Raw genomic sequence first — 16,124 nt, 5'->3', positions numbered from 1 at the left:
ACGGTCCCACGGCACTGGTCCGGTCCGGCCATGACCCGTGGATCGAATGCTAAGGCGCGGACGTTTCACCCACCCCCGCAATTCTGCGGGTCACCTGGTGAAGAACTCCTTGACGAGCTTGGCGGTCGCCTCTTGGAACGCGCCGGCGAGCGACATCGAGACGTCGTCCACGTAGTTCAGCGAGGCGGTCAAGGTCTTGCTGCCGTCCGCCGTGCTGTACATGAGCGCGCCGTGGCCGGCGATCCCGCCGTTGTGGCTGATCACCGTGCCCGCCTCGGTTTCCTGGACGAACACGCCCAGGCCGTAACCGGCCTTCGGGTGCGGCGTGCACATCTCGGCCAGCAGGAGTGCCGGCAGGAGCTTGCCGCCCAGTAGTCCCGAGATGAACGTGTGCAGGTCGGCGGTCGTGGAGATCATGTCGCCGCCGGTGGAGATCCAGGACGGGTTCTGGCGGGTGACGTCGACGGTCTTCGCCACACCGTCGTCCTCGTAGCGGTAGTAGGCGTGGGCGTGCGGCTCGGCGATCTCGGGCGAGGTGCCGGGCGCGACGGTGTCGTGCAGCCCGAGCGGGCCGAGGACCAGGCGGTGCAGCTCCTCGGCGAGCGTGCGGCCGGTGACGTGCTCGACGACCAGCCTGGCCAGGACGTAGTTGGTGTTGGAATAGCTCCAGTCCGCGCCGGGCTCGAACCGCGCCGGCTTGGCCAGGGCGAACCGGACCAGCTCCTCGGGCGTGTGGGTGTCGAAGCGGCTCTCCACCCACTCCTTGCCCTGCCACGGGATTCCCGGGACGACGGTGCCGTCCTCGAAGTACTCGCCGGTGAAGTTGAAGACACCACTGGTGTGCTGCAACAACATCCGGACCGTGATCCGGCGGTCGAGGTCGAACCCGGGCAGGTGGTCGGCGGCCGGGTCGTCCAGGCCGAGCCGGCCTTCGGCGACCAGTCCCAGCACCACGGCGGCGGTGAAGGTCTTGGTGTTGCTGCCGATCCGGACCCGCCCGTCCGGCGGTGGTGGGGAGTTCTCGCCGAGCGCGCCGACGCCGGCCGTGCCGACCCAGGTGCCGTGCTCGTCGTGGACGCGCAGGGTCACGCCGGTGAAGCCGGAGTCGACCATGTCGTGGATGGACTGCTGGAGCCGGGTGCGGTTCATGGTGCGGTTCTCCTCGGGTGGTCAGAGGCTGCGGGCGGTGATGTCGCCGTGGGCGGTGGTGGCGCGGATGGTGACCGCGGGGGTGCCGCTGTTGGTGAGGGAGTTGGTGATGCGGCCGTAGCTGGTGCCGGCGTCGAGGGTGGCGGAGACGCCGGGGGCGGTGTCGACGGTGATGTTCCCGGCCTGGGTGGTGAGGTCGAGGTCGCCGGCGGTGGCCTCGGTGACGCGGATGTCGCCCTTGGCGGTGCTGACCTCGGCGGGGCCGGTGAGGCGGCCGATCGTCACGTCGCCGGCCTGGACGGTGATCCGGGCGCCCGCGGCTTCGTCCAGCTTGACGGTGCCCTGGGAGCCTTCGAAGGCGACCTCGCCCAGGCGTCCGACACCGCGCAGGTCGGCGGCGGCGGCCTTGGCCTCGACGCGGGACCCGGCGGGCAGGCCGACGGTGATCTCCACGTAGCCGGAGGGTCCGAAGAGCTGGTTGTCGACGGTGGTGGTGATGTGCAGGACACCGTCGCGGTAGTCCACGGTGGTCTGCTCGGCGGCCGTGACGTCCCGGCTCTTGCCGGCGTTGGCGGGCCGGACCTCGACGGTGGTGTCGGCGCGGTCGGCGGCGATGAACCGGATGTGGCCGGCGGGGACGTCCAGGACGGCGGTGATGGGGGCGGTGGTGTCGAACTTCTGCATTGTTCCCAGCTCCTGCGGTGTGGTGTTGCCGGTGTTTCTGACGTCGCAAAAGCTACGTTGCGTTCGTGGATCGAGCAACGACCTTGTTGCGCTGTTTTGCTGTATGTGCAGCTCAGAAGCTCGAGATCATTGCAATGGCTCTGTCGACTAACGCAACACGGCGGCGCTGTCGTTGCAATGAGATGTCGATGAACGCTATGGTGCGCCGGTCGTTGCGCCGGCTTTCAAGCCTTGGAGGAGATCGGGATGCCCGGAGGCAGGCTCACCCAGCAGGAGCGCCGGCAGATCGCGCTGGGCCTGGCCGAGGGGCTGGCCTACGCCGAGATCGCCCGGAGCCTCGACCGGCCCACGTCGACGATCACCCGCGAGGTGATGCGCAACGGCGGCCCCACGGCCTACCGCGCGGACCTCGCCCACCACGCCACCGAACGCCGTGCCCGCCGCCGCAGGCAGGCGACACCGCGCGGACCGCGGGTGGTGCCCACGGCCCACGGGCGCGACCCCGAGGCGGTGCGCGAGTACGAAGACCTGTTCACCACGGTCCTCATCCAGGCCGGCACGCCGAAGATGATGGCGCGGGTCATGACGTGCCTCTACACCACCGACGAAGGCAGTCTCACGGCGGCGGAACTGGTGCAGCGCCTGAACGTCAGCCCGGCGTCGATCTCCAAGGCCATCGCGTTCCTGGAGGGGCAGGGCCTGGTCCGCCGCGAGCGCGACGAGCGCCGCCGCGAGCGTTACGTCGTGGACGACGACGTCTGGTACCAGTCCATGATGGCCAGTGCCCGGGGCACCACCGCGATGGCGGAGGCGGCACGCCGGGGCGTCGGCGTCCTCGGTGCCACCACCCCGGCCGGTGCCCGCTTGGAGAACATCGCGCGGTTCGTGGACTTCGTCTCGGAGAGCATCGTCCGGGCGGCCGAACAAGCCCGAGCCATCCTCCACGCCAAACCGGACGCCGGTTCCGAGTGACCGGTGGTGGAAACGGGCGCGGGGCGGGCCGTCGTGGTAGCCACCCCGCGCCCGCAGGTCTTGTGTGGCGCGGTTGGTGCTGTGAACGCTAACACCACGGCAATCGGCCCACAAGACTGTGTATCCCTATCAAGACAACCAGGTAAACCTACTGGCCCGTAACGCGAATCGAGACGACCTCGCCGTTCGTCTCAAGTGGATCAATCTCTTGACACGCCGACCCCTCCACCGCGCCAATGTGAACGCTCACGAAACATTTCAGTGGAGGCTCGTCATGCAGGCAAGGTCACGGCGGCTCATCGCCTGCGCCGCCGCGGTGCTCGCCACCGCACTGCTGCCCACCGCGCCCTCGGCGGTCGCGGAATCCAACGGCGGCACCAGGGTGATGCCCCTGGGCGACTCGATCACCGAGGGGACGCAGGTGCCGGGCGGGTACCGCATCGGGCTGTGGCAGCGGTTCGGGTCCGGGGGCTACCGCGTGGACCTCGTCGGCTCGCAGTTCAACGGCCCGGACTCCCTGGGCGACCACGACCACGAGGGCCACCCGGGGTGGCGCATCGACCAGATCGACGCGAACATCGTCTCCTGGCTGGGGAACACGACCCCGCGGACCGTGCTCCTGCACATCGGCACCAACGACGTGCTCCAGAACTACGACGTGTCCAACGCCCCGGCCCGCCTGTCGGCGTTGGTGGACAAGATCACCGCAACGGTCCCGAACGCCGACGTGTTCGTGGCGACGATCATCCCGCTGTCGAACGCGTCGCAGGAGTCCCTCGCCCGCAACTTCAACGCCACGATCCCCGGCATGGTGCAGAGCAAGGCCAACGCCGGCAAGCGCGTGCGCCTGGTCGACATGCACTCCGCACTCACCACAGCCGACCTGATCGACGGCGTCCACCCCACCGCCGGCGGCTACGACAAGATGGCCGCGAAGTGGTACGAGGCCCTCCAGTCCGTACCCGGCTCCATCGGCACGCCCACGGCCGCCCGGCAGCTGGTAGGCGTCCCGTCAGGCCGCTGCGCGGATGTCCCGGCGGCCAGTACGACCAACGGCACCCAGCTCCAGCTGTGGGACTGCCACGGCGGCAGCAACCAGTCCTGGACCTACACCTCCAGCAAGCAGCTGGTCGTGTACGGCAACAAGTGCCTGGACGCGTACGGCTGGGGAACCACGAACGGCACGCAAGCCGCCATCTGGGACTGCACAGGCGGCGCCAACCAGCAGTGGAACCTCAACTCGAACGGCACCATCACCAGCGCCCAATCCGGCCTCTGCCTGGACGCCTACGGCGCCGGCACCGCCAACGGCACCAAGCTCGTCCTGTGGTCCTGCACCGGTGCGACCAACCAGCAGTGGAAGTTCTGACCAGCGTCCTTCTCGAGGAGGGGTTGTGAAAGTCCGACGCGCCACCCGACTGGCTTTAGCCCTCATCACCGGCTCCGCGCTCGCCGCCGTCCCGCTCGCGCCGGCACAGGGTGCGACCCAGGGACCATGCGACATCTACGCGGCCGGCAACACGCCGTGCGTCGCCGCGCACAGCACGACCCGTGCGCTGTACGGCACGTACAACGGCCCGCTGTACCAGGTGCGGCGATCGTCCGACAACACCACCCGTGACGTCGGCCCGTTGAGTGCCGGCGGGGTGGCCAACGCCGCCACCCAAGACACCTTCTGCGCCGGCACCACGTGCGTCATCACCGTCATCTACGACCAGTCCGGTAGGGGAAACCACCTGACCCAGGCACCTCCCGGCGCTTTCCAAGGCCCGGCGCCCGGCGGCTACGACAACCTCGCGGACGCGACCGCGGCACCGACGATGATCGGCGGTCAGAAGGCGTACGGCGTCTACATCGCACCCGGAACCGGCTACCGCAACAACAGGACCAACGGCATCGCGACCGGCGACCAGCCGGAGGGCATCTACGCCGTAGTCGACGGCACGCACTACAGCAGCGGCTGCTGCTTCGACTACGGCAACGCCCAGACGGACGGCCAGGCCGACCGGCAGGGCATCATGGAGACCGTCTACTTCGGCGCCAACAACTGGTGGGGCTACGGCGACGGCCCCGGCCCGTGGGTGATGGCAGACCTGGAGTGGGGCCTGTTCTCCGGCGTGAACTCCCGCTACAACAAGAACCCGACGATCAACCACCGTTTCATCACGGCCATCGTCAAGGGCGAACCGAACCACTGGGCCATCAGGACGGGCAACGCCCAGTCCGGCACCTTGTCGACGATCTTCGACGGCCCACGCCCCGCCGGCTACCACCCGATGCAGAAGGAAGGCGCGATCCTCCTGGGCATCGGCGGCGACAACAGCATCGGCGGCGCCGGCACCTTCTACGAGGGCGTGCTGACGGCGGGCTACCCGTCCAACGCCACCGAGGAAGCAGTCCAGTCCAACATCACCGCAGCCGCCTACGCCCCGGTCTCCACCCCGACGGGCCCCCTCCGCGCAGTAGGCGCCGGCAAGTGCCTGGACGTCAACGCCGCCACCACAACCCCGGGAACCCAACTCCAGATCTGGGACTGCAACAACGCCCCGAACCAAACCTGGACCCGAACCCCGTCAGGCACCCTCACCATCTACACCGGCAGCAACCAACGCTGCGCCGACGCCTCCGGCCAGGGCACGACCAACGGCACCCCGGTGGTGATCTGGAACTGCAACGGCCAAAGCAACCAGCAATGGCGCTTCAACCCCGACGGCACCATCACCAGCCCCCAATCAGGCCTGTGCCTGGACGTCTCCGGCGCCGGCACCACCAACGGCACAAAGGTCCAACTCTGGACTTGCACCGGCGCCCCGAACCAACGCTGGACCTCCGGCTGACCCGACGTCGATCCAAGGCAGTGGCGGTCGAAAGCACGGCCCTCGGAGGAACACTCCGAGGGCCGTGCCGCTCCGGAGCGCCTGCCACACCGTCCGTGCAACTGTGCCGACCAAGGCACCCTCCTCGAGTCCCACCGCCCCACGGACCTACGCCCACCAGCCTCGTCGACAAGGCCGCGCAACCGACGCGGCAACCAATTGCCGCACCCAGCCCAAGCAAGCCGCGCAACGATCGTCCCCACCCGAAGCCGTCGAACTCGTCCTCGCTGTCGCAGCACGTGAAGGGCATGATGCGACCATGTTCGACTTCGGAATCGAGGGGTACCGTCCGGCCTGGGGCAATGGACTCGCCGACGCGATGACGCATGCGGCTCGCATGCGTGCCCTGATCGGTCGGCGGCTCACCGACGCGTGGCTGGTCTGGGACCTGGAGCATGGCGAGTGGTGGGCTGACTGCCCGGTCCTGCTCGACTTCGAAGGTGAGCAGATCGAGATCAACCACCAAAAGTTCGACGACCTCTCGATCACCTGGAACTCGGCAGACCCCGCCAAGCCGGTCATCTGGCCCACATCCGACAACTTCCAACTCGCCTGGCGGAACACCGCTCGTCCCGACCTGGTCGCTTTGCGTGGCCGCACGGTTCAGGCGGTCGAGTTCCTCGTCTGGACCGGGAGCGATATGGCCAACGGGTCGATCGCGGTCGGCTTCACCTTCGGGCGCGACCGCCTGTGCGTGTTCAACGCGCTCGATGAGAACGGCCTGGAGGTCGGCACCCTGCAGGAGCAGTGGCAGTCCGTCCCGCTCGGAACGTGAGGCTGCCGGCCGTTTCGCAGTGGTTTCGCGGAGGGTGGCAGATGGGGGCAGATTCCAGCCGATGGCGACTGACGGAAAAGATCAAGCCCCGAGCGCGTTGCCGCTGCTCAGGGCTTGATTCACCCGGCGAAAGGTGAGTGCCCCCGGCAGGATTCGAACCTGCGACACACGGTTTAGGAAGGCCCGTGGCGCACACAGTGTCCCGTACCCCGTGACCAGCGCAGACCATCCCTCAGCCGCCACTGCGTCGCACCCTCAGTCCGCGAGGAGTCCGCAGTCCGCGCCACGCCGCTTCCGGTGCCCTTGCCCCGGCCAGTCACATGATCCGTTGGCAAGGCGGCGAAGCCGTCGCGGCAGCCGATCGCCGTGCCCAGCCCACGCTAGCCGGGTAACCGCGCGATCGTCCCGACCGGTTGACCTCCGAGCCTCCTCGGCATCCAGCTCGTCACCCCCATGCGCCGCCTCCGGTCCACGTGCACCGACTCCGCGCACGGCCGACGGGCGGAGCGAAGCGGGAGCCCGGCGTGCCGTGATGCGGGAAGTCGGTGCCAACGTGGGAACCGCCCAGCCGCGCGCTGCCGCAGGCGGCGCGCCTTGATCCCGTAGAGCCGGATTCGGCAATGGCTTCTGTAACATATCCGGACGCTGTGTTGAGGCCCGATGGGCAGTTGGAGGGTACGCGGTTGGCGAAGATAACCCGTCGGACAGACCTCAAGCGCCGTTGGCACTCGTGGTCTGGAAGCGGAAGAGATTTGAAGCGACTCGGCAGGCTCGTGGAGAGCCTGATTGCTGATCGCAGAAAAGCGTTCGCTTCTGAGTTTGACGAGCTTTACGACTCCACATACGGCATACGAGCGGATTCTAAGGCGTCGTTGGACTATAAAGAAGAGAGGCGTAGGCAATACGATTCAGAGTTCGGTGTTACTATTCGTATTGACCATGGCGGTGCTTCGATCTCCGGCCCCGTGGACGAAGTGCTCGAAGAGATGGATAGGAGGCGCGTAACAAACATTAGGCTCAGTGGGGATTTCCCGAGCCTGTCCCGGGGTGAAGCGCTCGAGATTGAATTCAATTGGAACTGGGCGCTGGATCCGGTGACACTTAGGGTATCTTCCGGTGATCAGGGGTGGGCTAACCAGGCATTCGCTCGGCTTAGTGAAGAGATAGACGTCGGGAAGCCAAAAACGAATTTTTTCTTGCGTCCTGCGGGCTCGGTATTTCTCGCAGTCGTGTCTTGGCTTCTGTTGGGGGCATCTCTGTTTCTAATCTTTGAGAACTTCTCTGAAAAGGTGCGATCGGCTGTCGCTGTGATGGGCGGCCTGGGGTTGGGGCTACTGACGGCCTTGGGCCTGTTTTCGAGGAAGCTTCTACCCCCTCTTGAAGTGGTTGAAGAAGGTGGCTCCGGGGCGGCGGGGAGACGTCTAACTATATTCCTGACTTCTGTGCTTCTGGCAGCAATTGTCGGCGTAGTTGTAAATCGCATATCGTGACCGCGACGCAGCTAGGGATGAAGTGATGGAGTGTGGGGTTTACGAATCGACGATGCTTGTGACATGCGTCTAGAATGGGTATGGACCTAGTCGCGTGGGCCTATGCGGTGGCTGAGGGTCGGCTCGTCTTGTCGTTGCCTCGGCGGTGGGTGCACGTTCAGGGCGTTGCGAAGCGGGCCGCGTTGGCGGCTGGGATCGTTCCGGAAGCGGAGCGGGATCTGTTGATGGCGGCGGCGGTTCTCCACGATGTTGGGTACGCGCAGGACGTGGCAGAGACTGGGTTTCATGCGCTTGATGGGGCGCGGTACCTCGAAGAGCAGGGCTTTCCTGAGCGGTTGTGTGCGCTGGTGGCTCATCACTCCTGCGCCTACCGGGAAGCGGAGTTGAGAGGGTGCTCGGCTGAGCTGGCGCGTTGGGTGGATGAGGAGACGCCGCTCAGGGATGCGCTGTGGTGGGCGGACATGACGACAGGGCCGGATGGGGACACGACGGGGATTCGTGAGCGGATCGCGGAGATTCAGGCGCGGTATGGGCCGGAAGACCTGGTGACGTTCTTCGTCCGTCAGGCGGAGCCTGAGCTGGTTGCGGCGGTGGAGCGTACGGAGGCTCGGTTGAAGGCCGCTGGCATCGAGGTCAGGTGAAGTACGGCTCGGCGCGGTTGCTTAGGCCGTGTTCGATGCGTAGGCGGATTGACGGGTGGATGTCCAGGTCGGGTAGGCGGTTGGGCTCTACCCACAGGACTTCCTTGGACTCGTTGCTTGTGCGCAGCTCGCCCCCAATGGGTTGAGCGCGGAAGCAGATGGAGAACTCCTGGCGGACTTCGCCGTCGTCGTAGGCGATGACGTGGTTGGGGTTGGAGTAGAGGCCGACCAGGCCGGTGACCTCCACGTGGATGCCGGTTTCCTCCTCGACCTCGCGCACGACGGCTTGGGCGAGGGTTTCGCCTACGTCCTGGCCGCCGCCGGGGATGGCGTACTTGTCGTTGTCGGTGCGGCGGATCATCAGGAGGCGGCCGGTGGGGTCCTGGACGATGGCACTGACGGCCACCCGGATGCTGTTGGGCTTCGGGGCGTTCGGGTCGTTGAGGTAGTCGGTCCGGCTCATGGTTCGAGCCTGTCAGAAGGTGGCGCGCTTCGCCCCGGCCCAGACGGTCTCCAGGCTCTCCGAGTAGGTCTCGAAGAGGTCGCCGGCGGAGAGGCGGCGTAGGTGGAGTGCTGGGGCGTGGGCTCCGGGGAAGCCGTAGACGTGGGTGTTGACGATCATCTCGTCGTCGAAGCGGAAGACGGAGTTGTAGAGGGTCGTCTTGTGTAGGCGGACCTCGATGCCGGGGACCTCGGCCAGCGGGCGGACGAACGCCAGGGCGTTGCGGATGCGGGCGGCGACGGTGCCCTTGCCTAGCTGCTCCTCCTCGCTGCGGCGGGCGGCCTCGCGGGCGGTCGGGTCGCCAAAGAGGAGGCGGACGCGGGTGCCGTTCTCGGCCTTGGTGCGAAGCTCCTTGGCGAAGGTCGGGCGCTCGACCAGGAACAGGGCGGCCAGGGACAAGACCTCGATGTGCTCGGTGGCGTCGTTGAGGAGGCGGTCCCACAAGTCCGCGGGGATGTTGTTGCGGTGGGGGTAGACTTTGACCACCTCGGACTCGGCGATCTCGGCCTTGCGTTCGGTGGCGACTGCGTCGGGCCAGAGGTAATTCTCGGTCTCGCGGACCATCGAGGCGATGGTGTGGCGGTGGCGCGGGTAGGGGATGCGGCCCTTGGTGATCCAGCGCTCGACGGTCTTGGGGTCTACGCCGGTCGCGCGGGCCACGTGGTCGAGGTCCAGGCCGTTGCGGAGGAGGGCTTCGCGTAGGCGTTCGTTGGCCATGTGGACCCCCGTGTGGAGACGAGTAGGGACGTCTTCAACGTACCTGAGACGTCCTTAGAAGTCCCGCTATGCGGTGCTTGCGTCCCGCTGATTTGCGGAGAGTGGTCGTTGTCGAGATGCCGGGCAGACGGTCCGGCCGACGCCGTTGAAGAGGAGTACGACGGTGGCGATCACGGGTGGGAGCAGGCTCCCCACGACGCATGACTTCGTCTTCCCGCGTGGTGCGCTGGTGATGGGTGTTGAGCCGGTGCTTAAGTTCCAGTCCGCCGAGGAGCGGGCGAAGGGGCTGCCGGTTCAGCAGGAGACGGACAAGGAGTCCGGGCTGTTGGTGTGGTCGGTGTTGGTGATCGACCAGGCGGCGGAGCGTAAGGCCGATGCGGTGGTGACGGTGAAGATTGCGGCTCCGCACCAGCCGGTTCCGCCGGAGGCGATTCCGGGGACGGATGTGCGGCCGGTGGTGTTCGAGGGGTTGACGGTGACGCCCTGGATTGATGACAAGGCTTGCCGGGGCAGCCATGGGGGTGAGCGGCACCGGTGTCGGGCGAAGCTCGGGTACAGCCTGCGGGCGTCGGCCATGAAGCCGGTCGTCGTCAAGACCTCCACCAAGGCCGCGTGACCGCGTGGTGGCGGACATGGTGCGGTTGCACGTGACGGCTGACCTGCCGATTCGGCCGGTACCGCTGAAGTACGCGGACCGGGTGGAGATCCGCTTCGGCAAGGCGTTCCCGGCTGTGCTGGTCGTCGACCGGGCGGCGCTGGACCGGCTTCGCGCTGCGCTGGACCAGGCGGCGGCTGCGCTGGCTGCGGGTGGTGACAAGGCATGAGCTTGAACATGGTCGCCACGCCGGGGCGCGAAGCGGCGGCTGCCTTGGTGATGGTCAACGGGATGCCGACGCTGGTTGTGTACCTCGACCCGGTCAACCTGACGGTCCAGACTCCGCCGTTTCCAGGCGGGCGGGAAGTCCTGGCGCGGTTCTGCCGGGAGCTGTCCCGCGAGGCGTGGAAGGTGGCCGATCGGCTGGACTCGGCCGGCGGGCGTCACGCGCTGGCGGAGGGGGCGGGTGATGGCGCAGCGGAAGAAGCCTGACGCCTGGGAAGCCGCCTACGCGGTCCGGACGCTCAAGGACGCGCATGAGGCGTTGGGGAAGGTCATGCCCGCGCCGGATGCGGCGCTGTCGCGCTGGCGGGTCTTCTACCTGCGGTCGGCGGAGGTGTATCGGCAGGTCGCCGAGATCGACCGGGGGCACCACCACGAGGCGTTGTATTGGGCGAAGCGTGAGCGCGAGAAGGGGGAAGCGCTCCCGGCGGAGTGACGTTCCCTAGTCCTGTTTAGACAGAACGCGTGATCTTGCTTGGTCACGTGGCGATGCCGCACGACTTGTTGCGGCGCAATGGTTTCGTGAGGCGCAGGAGCGGACACCGGCTACCAACCTTGCCGCTCCTGCGTTGTCCACACCGACTCGGAGTGAACAGCGATGACGGTAAAGCATGGGCGCAAGCGTGCGCCAGAGTGGGTCACCCGGACGCGCTGCGCGAAGTGCAAGAGGTTCGCGCGGTTGCTGGCGGGGCAGACGGAGTGCGACCGCTGTGTCGGGGCGCTGGAGCTGGACTTCGGCGGTGTTCGATGAACGGCGGGAAGTGGGTTGATCCGGCTCCGTTCGAGGGTGTTCGGCCTCGGGTGCCGTGGTGGATGTTGTTGCCGGGCAGGGTGAAGTGGCTGGCGGGCGTGCTGGCGCTGGTGTGGCTGGCCGTCGTCGTGGTCGTGCGCCTGGTGCTCGTTGTCGTGCGGTACCCGGTGGCCACGTTGGTGCCAGCGTTGGCGGCCTGGTGCTGGTTGCGGTTCGGCCTGTCGCCGCTGGTGCTGGCGGTGTTGTCGCTGGTCTGTGCCCTGACGGTCTGGTACGGGTTGGCGCGGGAGTCGTTCTTGCGGCACTGCTGGTACCGGCTACTCACGGATTGGCGGCGGGCGACCGTGTACGTGCCCCGTTGGCGGACCGTCGTGCGGCTGGCTGAGCTGTCCAAGGACAGCCGGGGACGTGAACACCGCCCGGTGCTGCGGCGAGTGCGTTCGGAGGGGTGGCGGGATCGGGTCCGCGTGCGGATGATCCCCGCTCAGTCGCCCGAAGCCTGGGAGCTGCGCCGAGAGGGGTTGGCGCACTCGTTCGGCGCTCGGTCGTGCCGGGTGCGGGTGCTGCGTCCGAGGGTCGTTGAGCTGGACTTCGTGCACCGTGACCCGTTGCTGCGGCCCTTGCCGGTTCCGCCGCTGTCGGAGTCGGCTGAGGTGGATCTTCGGCGGGTGACGGTCGGGCGGACGGAGAGCGGCAAGCCGTGGCGGCTGCGTTTGCTGGGCTCGCAGGTGCTCGTGGTGGGTGTGCCGGGTGCGGGTAAGGGCTCGGTGTTGTGGTCGCTGGTGTGGCAGCTCGCCCCGGCGGTTCGGGCGGGCATGGTGCGGTTGGTGGGCATCGATCCCAAGGGCGGGATGGAGCTCGGGCAGTGTCCGGACGCTTTCGACCGGGTCGTGTACGACAACGGGCCGGACGCCGTGGACCTGTTGGAAGAGATGGCTGCCGAGGTCAAGGAGCGGGCCAGCCGCTATCGGGGCGTCCGACGCTTGTGGGCGCGGTCCACGGGTGAGCCGTTCACGGTGCTGGTGGTGGACGAGCTGGCGGACCTGATCGCCTACCAGCAGGACAAGCAGATCCGGGAGCGGGCGGCGCGGGCTATCCAGACGATCACTTCCCAGGGGCGGGCTCCGGGCTACGCGGTGGTGGGTCTGGTGCAGGACCCGCGCAAGGAGGTGATCAGCTTCCGGCACCTGTTCACCACACGGGTGGCCCTGCGGCTGGACGAGCCACAGCAGGTGGACATGGTCCTAGGGGACAGCGTGCGGCAGCGCGGGGCTGCGGCGCACGAAATCAGCGAGAACACCCCCGGCGTGGCGTGGGTGAAGACGGACGGGCAGCGGGAACCGGATCGGGCTCGGGCCTTCCACGTCACGGACGCGGACCTGGTCGAGCTGGGTGTGTTCCTCGCCCCGGCCACCGTGCACGACCTCCCGACTCGGCCGGACGGCGCGGGGGAGGCGGCGGCGTGAGTGAGTACCTGACTCGTGCGGACCGGATGAAGCAGCCGGCGGCGCTGGATGTGGCTCGGGCGGTGGCTGAGGAGCACGGTGTGTGCGTCCGGCCGTTGGCTAAGGAGCGGGTTGACCTCGACACGGGGCGGGTGGACATCGTGCCCGTGGCGTGTGGTTCGACGGTGGCCAGCGTGTGTCCCACGTGCGCGGAGAAGAACCGGCGGTTGCGGATGGCGCAGTGTCGGGAGGGGTGGCATCTCGCCGAGGAGCCCGACTTCACGTCTCAGGCTCCTAGCAAGGATCAGCGGGCGTTGACGGCTTACCGAGCCGACTTGGTGCAGGCGTACCGCCAGGCCGTTGAGGAGGACGACGAAGTCGGGGCGGAGGAGGTTCGTGAGGAGGTCGCCGGGGTTGATGCTGAGCTGCGGTTGATGGGAGTCCGCGGGAAGCTTCCGGCCTTGGATGCTCGGCCTCGGGCTGTTCGGAAGCGGTCTACGCGGCGTCGGCAGGATGCGCCGAACCTGCCTCGGCGGCCGGTGCAGAAGCGCACCGTGGGGCGGGTCTTCGGGGGCAAGTACCAGCCCTCGACCTTCCTCACACTGACGCTGGACAGCTACGGCAAGGTGCGCAGCGATGGCACCCCGGTGGACCCCGCTACCTACGACTACCGGCGCGCGGCTCGGGATGCGGTGCACTTCGCGGCGCTGTTGGACCGGTTCGTGCAGAACCTGCGGCGGTGCGTCGGGTGGGATGTGCAGTACTTCTCCACCGTCGAGCCTCAGCGTCGGCTGGCGCCGCACTGGCACGCGGCTATCCGGGGGTCCATCTCGCGGGCGGAGCTGCGGGCGGTCGCGGAGGCCACGTACCACCAGGTGTGGTGGCCCAGCCATGACGAGATCACGTACGGCGGGGACCGGCTGCCGGTGTGGGATGCACGGGTTAAGGGGTTCGTGGACCCGGTGACTCGTGAGGCGTTGCCTACCTGGGAGCAGGCGTTGGACCAGGTGCACGCGCCCGCCCACGTCGCCCGGTTCGGGGTGCAGGTGCACTCCAAGGGCATCCTCGGCGGGACCGAAGAAGCTGGCCGGCACATCGGGTATCTGACGAAGTACCTGACCAAGAGCATTGGCGAGTGCTTCGACGCCCAGACCGCCCGCCAGGAGGACCACGCCGAGAGGTTGTGTGCAGAGCTGGCTGTCACGCCCTGCTCGCCGCAGTGCCCGGTCTGGCTGCTCTACGGCGTCCAGCCGCGCGGGGCTCGGGTCTCGATGGAGCCTGGGAAGTGCAAGGGCAAGGCACACAAGCGGTCCACGCTCGGCGTCGCCGGGCGTCGGGTGCTGGTTTCGCGGAAGTGGTCCGGGAAGTCGCTCGCCGACCACAAGCACGACCGCAAGGAATTCGTTCGGCAACTGCTTGCCGATGTGGGGATCACCGGGGACGACCAGCCCAAACGGGTGGTCTGGAACAACGTGCAGCCCGGTGACCCGAACGTGCCCCCAAGGCCACACCTGCTGTTGCGGGCGGTCGCGGAGAGGCGTCGATGGAAGGCCGAATACACGGCGGCACTGCTCGCCTCGGCCAGTCCTCCAAACCATTCGGCAACTCCGCAAGCTGCGTAAACAGGGGGATGGGCTGAACGGCAAGGGGCGTGAGCTGGGGCAGTTGATGACCGTTCCGGAGATGTTGGAGGCCCTGGGTGGGGTCTCGCGGGACACGTTCTACAAGTGGCGGCAGACCGGGAAGGGGCCGCGCTGCTTCTCGCTCCCGAACGGGGAGCTGCGGTGCCGGCGAGTGGACTTCGTGGCCTGGCTGGAGTCGCTTTACGGGGCGGCGGCATGAGCACGACATTCAAGGTCAAGTTCTGGGAGATCAAGAAGCGGGCTGGGCGTAAGCGGCCGTGGGCGGTCCGGTGGCTGACGGACAAGAAGGAACACTCGGAGTGGTACGCCAACAAGCCGTTGGCCACTGGGCGACTGTCCGAGTTGATGCAAGCCGTCCGGGATGGAGAGCCGTTCGATGTGGAGACAGGGCTTCCCGTCTCGGAGCTTCGGCGGCGCAACTCGTTGTCATTCTTGGAGTTCTCGCAGTCCTACATGGATCTGAAGTGGCCGGACGCTGCCGCTACGACGAGGGGTAGCACCGTGGAAGCGCTGGCGACTGCGGCTGCTGCGTTCGTCAAGGACGGCGTCGGGCGACCTTCGGTCACGGAGCTGCGGGGCGTGCTGTCGCGGAACCTGTTGCCTCCGACGACACGTGATCTTGAGCTGTCGGGGGAGGAGCGGGAGGTCGTTGACTGGCTCGTGCGGAACTCGCGGCCGTTGTTCGAGGTGACGGACGCTGTCCTGCTGCGGGGGCTGCTTGATGCGCTGGCGTCGAAGCTGGATGGCAAGGCGGCTGCGGCCACGGTCTACCAGCGGAAACGGGCGGTGCTGTTCAACCTGCTGTCTTACGCGGTCGAGCGGGAGTTGATCCCGGACAACCCGTTGACCAGGGTGAAGCGGAAGGCCGCGAAGGTCGTCGAGCAGGTTGACCCCCGAGTGGTGGCGAACCCTGGTCAGGTGGCGCGGCTGTTGACGGCGGTGACCTACGTCGGGCGGCGAAACCTGGATCGCGGTGCGCACCTGGCGGCGTTCTTCGGTACGGGCTACTACGCGGCTGCTCGGCCCGCTGAGGGCCTGGCGCTCCGAGAGGATGACTGCACCCTGCCCGAGGAGGGTTGGGGCCTCCTGATGCTCGGTGAGTCGCGGCCGGCGGCTGGGAAGCGGTGGACGGACTCCGGAGAGGTGCACGACCGGCGTGGGCTGAAGCACCGGGGGCGGAAGGAGGTGCGGCCGGTGCCGATCCCGCCGGTTCTCGTCCACATCCTGCGTGATCACCTCGACCGGTATGGAGCTGGCCCGGACGGGCGGCTGTTCCGGTCGCTGGGAGGCGGGGTGGTGTCCTCGTCCACCTACTACCGGGTGTGGGAGGAGGCCCGTCAGTACGCCCTTACGCCTGCTCAGGTGGCGTCTCCACTGGCAGCACGGCCGTACGACCTGCGGCACGCCGCAGTGTCGCTCTGGCTGAACGGGGGCGTTCCGGCTACCGAGGTCGCGGAGCGTGCTGGGCACTCCGTTGACGTGCTGCTGAAGGTGTATGCGAAGTGCATCGACGGGCAGAGGGAGACCGTGAACAAGACCATCGAAGGTCTCTTCGAAGCGTGACCCGCAGCTCGGGAGCAAGGCCCTCGGAGGACCACTCCG

18 protein-coding genes are annotated in these 16,124 nt (G+C 67.5%); 14 read left to right on the top strand and 4 right to left on the bottom strand.

Annotated elements, in window-relative coordinates:
* Window positions 1-90: 90 nt before the first annotated feature.
* Both DFJ66_RS20515 and DFJ66_RS20510 read right to left on the bottom strand, forming a co-directional pair.
* Window positions 91-1,149, bottom strand: coding sequence for a serine hydrolase domain-containing protein (locus DFJ66_RS20515; protein WP_121223297.1), 1,059 nt, complete (start codon window positions 1,147-1,149; stop codon window positions 91-93).
* A gap of 21 nt (window positions 1,150-1,170) precedes the next feature.
* Window positions 1,171-1,833 carry a DUF4097 family beta strand repeat-containing protein gene (locus tag DFJ66_RS20510; protein ID WP_121223296.1) on the bottom strand — a complete coding sequence of 221 codons (663 nt, stop codon included), beginning with the start codon at window positions 1,831-1,833 and terminating at the stop codon, window positions 1,171-1,173.
* Between the two features lie 246 nt (window positions 1,834-2,079).
* Between DFJ66_RS20510 and DFJ66_RS20505 the strand changes: the two genes are divergently transcribed.
* The 6 genes from DFJ66_RS20505 to DFJ66_RS20485 all read left to right on the top strand — a co-directional run bounded on the left by DFJ66_RS20505 (window position 2,080) and on the right by DFJ66_RS20485 (window position 8,587).
* Window positions 2,080-2,805, top strand: a complete 726-nt coding sequence (locus tag DFJ66_RS20505; protein ID WP_121223295.1) for a GbsR/MarR family transcriptional regulator — start codon at window positions 2,080-2,082, stop codon at window positions 2,803-2,805.
* A 274-nt stretch (window positions 2,806-3,079) separates the two neighbouring features.
* Window positions 3,080-4,174: an RICIN domain-containing protein gene (locus tag DFJ66_RS20500; protein WP_121223294.1), complete on the top strand. Its 1,095-nt coding sequence runs from the start codon at window positions 3,080-3,082 to the stop codon at window positions 4,172-4,174.
* 25 nt (window positions 4,175-4,199) lie between these two features.
* A complete protein-coding gene (locus DFJ66_RS20495) occupies window positions 4,200-5,642 on the top strand; it encodes an arabinofuranosidase catalytic domain-containing protein (protein ID WP_397556291.1) in 1,443 nt (480 codons plus the stop codon).
* A 298-nt stretch (window positions 5,643-5,940) separates the two neighbouring features.
* Entirely contained in the window at window positions 5,941-6,456 is a 516-nt protein-coding gene (locus DFJ66_RS20490; protein WP_121223293.1) for a hypothetical protein, read from the top strand.
* Window positions 6,457-7,139: 683 nt separating this feature from the next.
* Window positions 7,140-7,946: a hypothetical protein gene (locus DFJ66_RS42195; RefSeq protein WP_147459316.1), complete on the top strand. Its 807-nt coding sequence runs from the start codon at window positions 7,140-7,142 to the stop codon at window positions 7,944-7,946.
* A gap of 80 nt (window positions 7,947-8,026) precedes the next feature.
* A complete protein-coding gene (locus tag DFJ66_RS20485; protein WP_121231472.1) occupies window positions 8,027-8,587 on the top strand; it encodes an HD domain-containing protein in 561 nt (186 codons plus the stop codon).
* Here DFJ66_RS20485 and DFJ66_RS20480 read toward each other — a convergent pair.
* Window positions 8,580-9,050: an NUDIX hydrolase gene (locus DFJ66_RS20480; RefSeq protein WP_121223292.1), complete on the bottom strand. Its 471-nt coding sequence runs from the start codon at window positions 9,048-9,050 to the stop codon at window positions 8,580-8,582. The two genes, DFJ66_RS20485 and DFJ66_RS20480, sit on opposite strands and share 8 nt — an antisense overlap.
* 12 nt (window positions 9,051-9,062) lie before the next feature.
* A complete protein-coding gene (locus DFJ66_RS20475; RefSeq protein ID WP_121223291.1) occupies window positions 9,063-9,806 on the bottom strand; it encodes a DUF5919 domain-containing protein in 744 nt (247 codons plus the stop codon).
* 163 nt (window positions 9,807-9,969) lie between these two features.
* Between DFJ66_RS20475 and DFJ66_RS20470 the strand changes: the two genes are divergently transcribed.
* From DFJ66_RS20470 to DFJ66_RS44395, 8 genes are all read left to right on the top strand, one after another.
* The gene (locus DFJ66_RS20470) at window positions 9,970-10,422 is read left to right on the top strand and encodes a hypothetical protein (RefSeq protein ID WP_211351241.1); all 453 of its coding nucleotides are present in this window, start codon (window positions 9,970-9,972) and stop codon (window positions 10,420-10,422) included.
* Window positions 10,423-10,438: 16 nt separating this feature from the next.
* The gene (locus DFJ66_RS20465; RefSeq protein ID WP_246029834.1) at window positions 10,439-10,630 is read left to right on the top strand and encodes a hypothetical protein; all 192 of its coding nucleotides are present in this window, start codon (window positions 10,439-10,441) and stop codon (window positions 10,628-10,630) included.
* Window positions 10,627-10,893, top strand: a complete 267-nt coding sequence (locus DFJ66_RS20460) for a hypothetical protein (protein ID WP_121223290.1) — start codon at window positions 10,627-10,629, stop codon at window positions 10,891-10,893. Before DFJ66_RS20465 ends, DFJ66_RS20460 begins: the two co-directional genes overlap by 4 nt.
* The gene (locus tag DFJ66_RS20455) at window positions 10,871-11,119 is read left to right on the top strand and encodes an AMED_5909 family protein (protein ID WP_121231466.1); all 249 of its coding nucleotides are present in this window, start codon (window positions 10,871-10,873) and stop codon (window positions 11,117-11,119) included. Before DFJ66_RS20460 ends, DFJ66_RS20455 begins: the two co-directional genes overlap by 23 nt.
* A 311-nt stretch (window positions 11,120-11,430) precedes the next feature.
* Window positions 11,431-12,900, top strand: coding sequence for an FtsK/SpoIIIE domain-containing protein (locus DFJ66_RS20450; protein WP_121223289.1), 1,470 nt, complete (start codon window positions 11,431-11,433; stop codon window positions 12,898-12,900).
* 26 nt (window positions 12,901-12,926) lie between these two features.
* Window positions 12,927-14,501 (top strand): replication initiator, encoded by a 1,575-nt coding sequence (locus DFJ66_RS20445; protein ID WP_121231464.1) that lies wholly within the window; start codon window positions 12,927-12,929, stop codon window positions 14,499-14,501.
* 46 nt (window positions 14,502-14,547) lie between these two features.
* Window positions 14,548-14,721 carry a helix-turn-helix transcriptional regulator gene (locus DFJ66_RS20440; protein WP_121231462.1) on the top strand — a complete coding sequence of 58 codons (174 nt, stop codon included), beginning with the start codon at window positions 14,548-14,550 and terminating at the stop codon, window positions 14,719-14,721.
* Complete coding sequence (locus DFJ66_RS44395) at window positions 14,718-16,085, top strand: tyrosine-type recombinase/integrase (protein WP_170199556.1); 1,368 nt, start codon at window positions 14,718-14,720, stop codon at window positions 16,083-16,085. The genes DFJ66_RS20440 and DFJ66_RS44395 overlap by 4 nt, the downstream gene beginning before the upstream one ends.
* Window positions 16,086-16,124: the final 39 nt, after the last annotated feature.

Source organism: Saccharothrix variisporea, assembly GCF_003634995.1.
GTDB classification, from domain to species: domain Bacteria; phylum Actinomycetota; class Actinomycetes; order Mycobacteriales; family Pseudonocardiaceae; genus Actinosynnema; species Actinosynnema variisporeum.
This window is presented reverse-complemented; position numbering and strand designations above follow the sequence as displayed.

Coding starts and splice junctions, on each gene's coding strand:
- DFJ66_RS20515 (WP_121223297.1), bottom strand. CDS start 1,149: ATGAACCGCACCCGGCTCCAGCAGTCCATCCACGACATGGTCGACTCC.
- DFJ66_RS20510 (WP_121223296.1), bottom strand. CDS start 1,833: ATGCAGAAGTTCGACACCACCGCCCCCATCACCGCCGTCCTGGACGTC.
- DFJ66_RS20505 (WP_121223295.1), top strand. CDS start 2,080: ATGCCCGGAGGCAGGCTCACCCAGCAGGAGCGCCGGCAGATCGCGCTG.
- DFJ66_RS20500 (WP_121223294.1), top strand. CDS start 3,080: ATGCAGGCAAGGTCACGGCGGCTCATCGCCTGCGCCGCCGCGGTGCTC.
- DFJ66_RS20490 (WP_121223293.1), top strand. CDS start 5,941: ATGTTCGACTTCGGAATCGAGGGGTACCGTCCGGCCTGGGGCAATGGA.
- DFJ66_RS20485 (WP_121231472.1), top strand. CDS start 8,027: ATGGACCTAGTCGCGTGGGCCTATGCGGTGGCTGAGGGTCGGCTCGTC.
- DFJ66_RS20480 (WP_121223292.1), bottom strand. CDS start 9,050: ATGAGCCGGACCGACTACCTCAACGACCCGAACGCCCCGAAGCCCAAC.
- DFJ66_RS20475 (WP_121223291.1), bottom strand. CDS start 9,806: ATGGCCAACGAACGCCTACGCGAAGCCCTCCTCCGCAACGGCCTGGAC.
- DFJ66_RS20465 (WP_246029834.1), top strand. CDS start 10,439: ATGGTGCGGTTGCACGTGACGGCTGACCTGCCGATTCGGCCGGTACCG.
- DFJ66_RS20460 (WP_121223290.1), top strand. CDS start 10,627: ATGAGCTTGAACATGGTCGCCACGCCGGGGCGCGAAGCGGCGGCTGCC.
- DFJ66_RS20455 (WP_121231466.1), top strand. CDS start 10,871: ATGGCGCAGCGGAAGAAGCCTGACGCCTGGGAAGCCGCCTACGCGGTC.
- DFJ66_RS20450 (WP_121223289.1), top strand. CDS start 11,431: ATGAACGGCGGGAAGTGGGTTGATCCGGCTCCGTTCGAGGGTGTTCGG.
- DFJ66_RS20445 (WP_121231464.1), top strand. CDS start 12,927: ATGAAGCAGCCGGCGGCGCTGGATGTGGCTCGGGCGGTGGCTGAGGAG.
- DFJ66_RS20440 (WP_121231462.1), top strand. CDS start 14,548: ATGACCGTTCCGGAGATGTTGGAGGCCCTGGGTGGGGTCTCGCGGGAC.
- DFJ66_RS44395 (WP_170199556.1), top strand. CDS start 14,718: ATGAGCACGACATTCAAGGTCAAGTTCTGGGAGATCAAGAAGCGGGCT.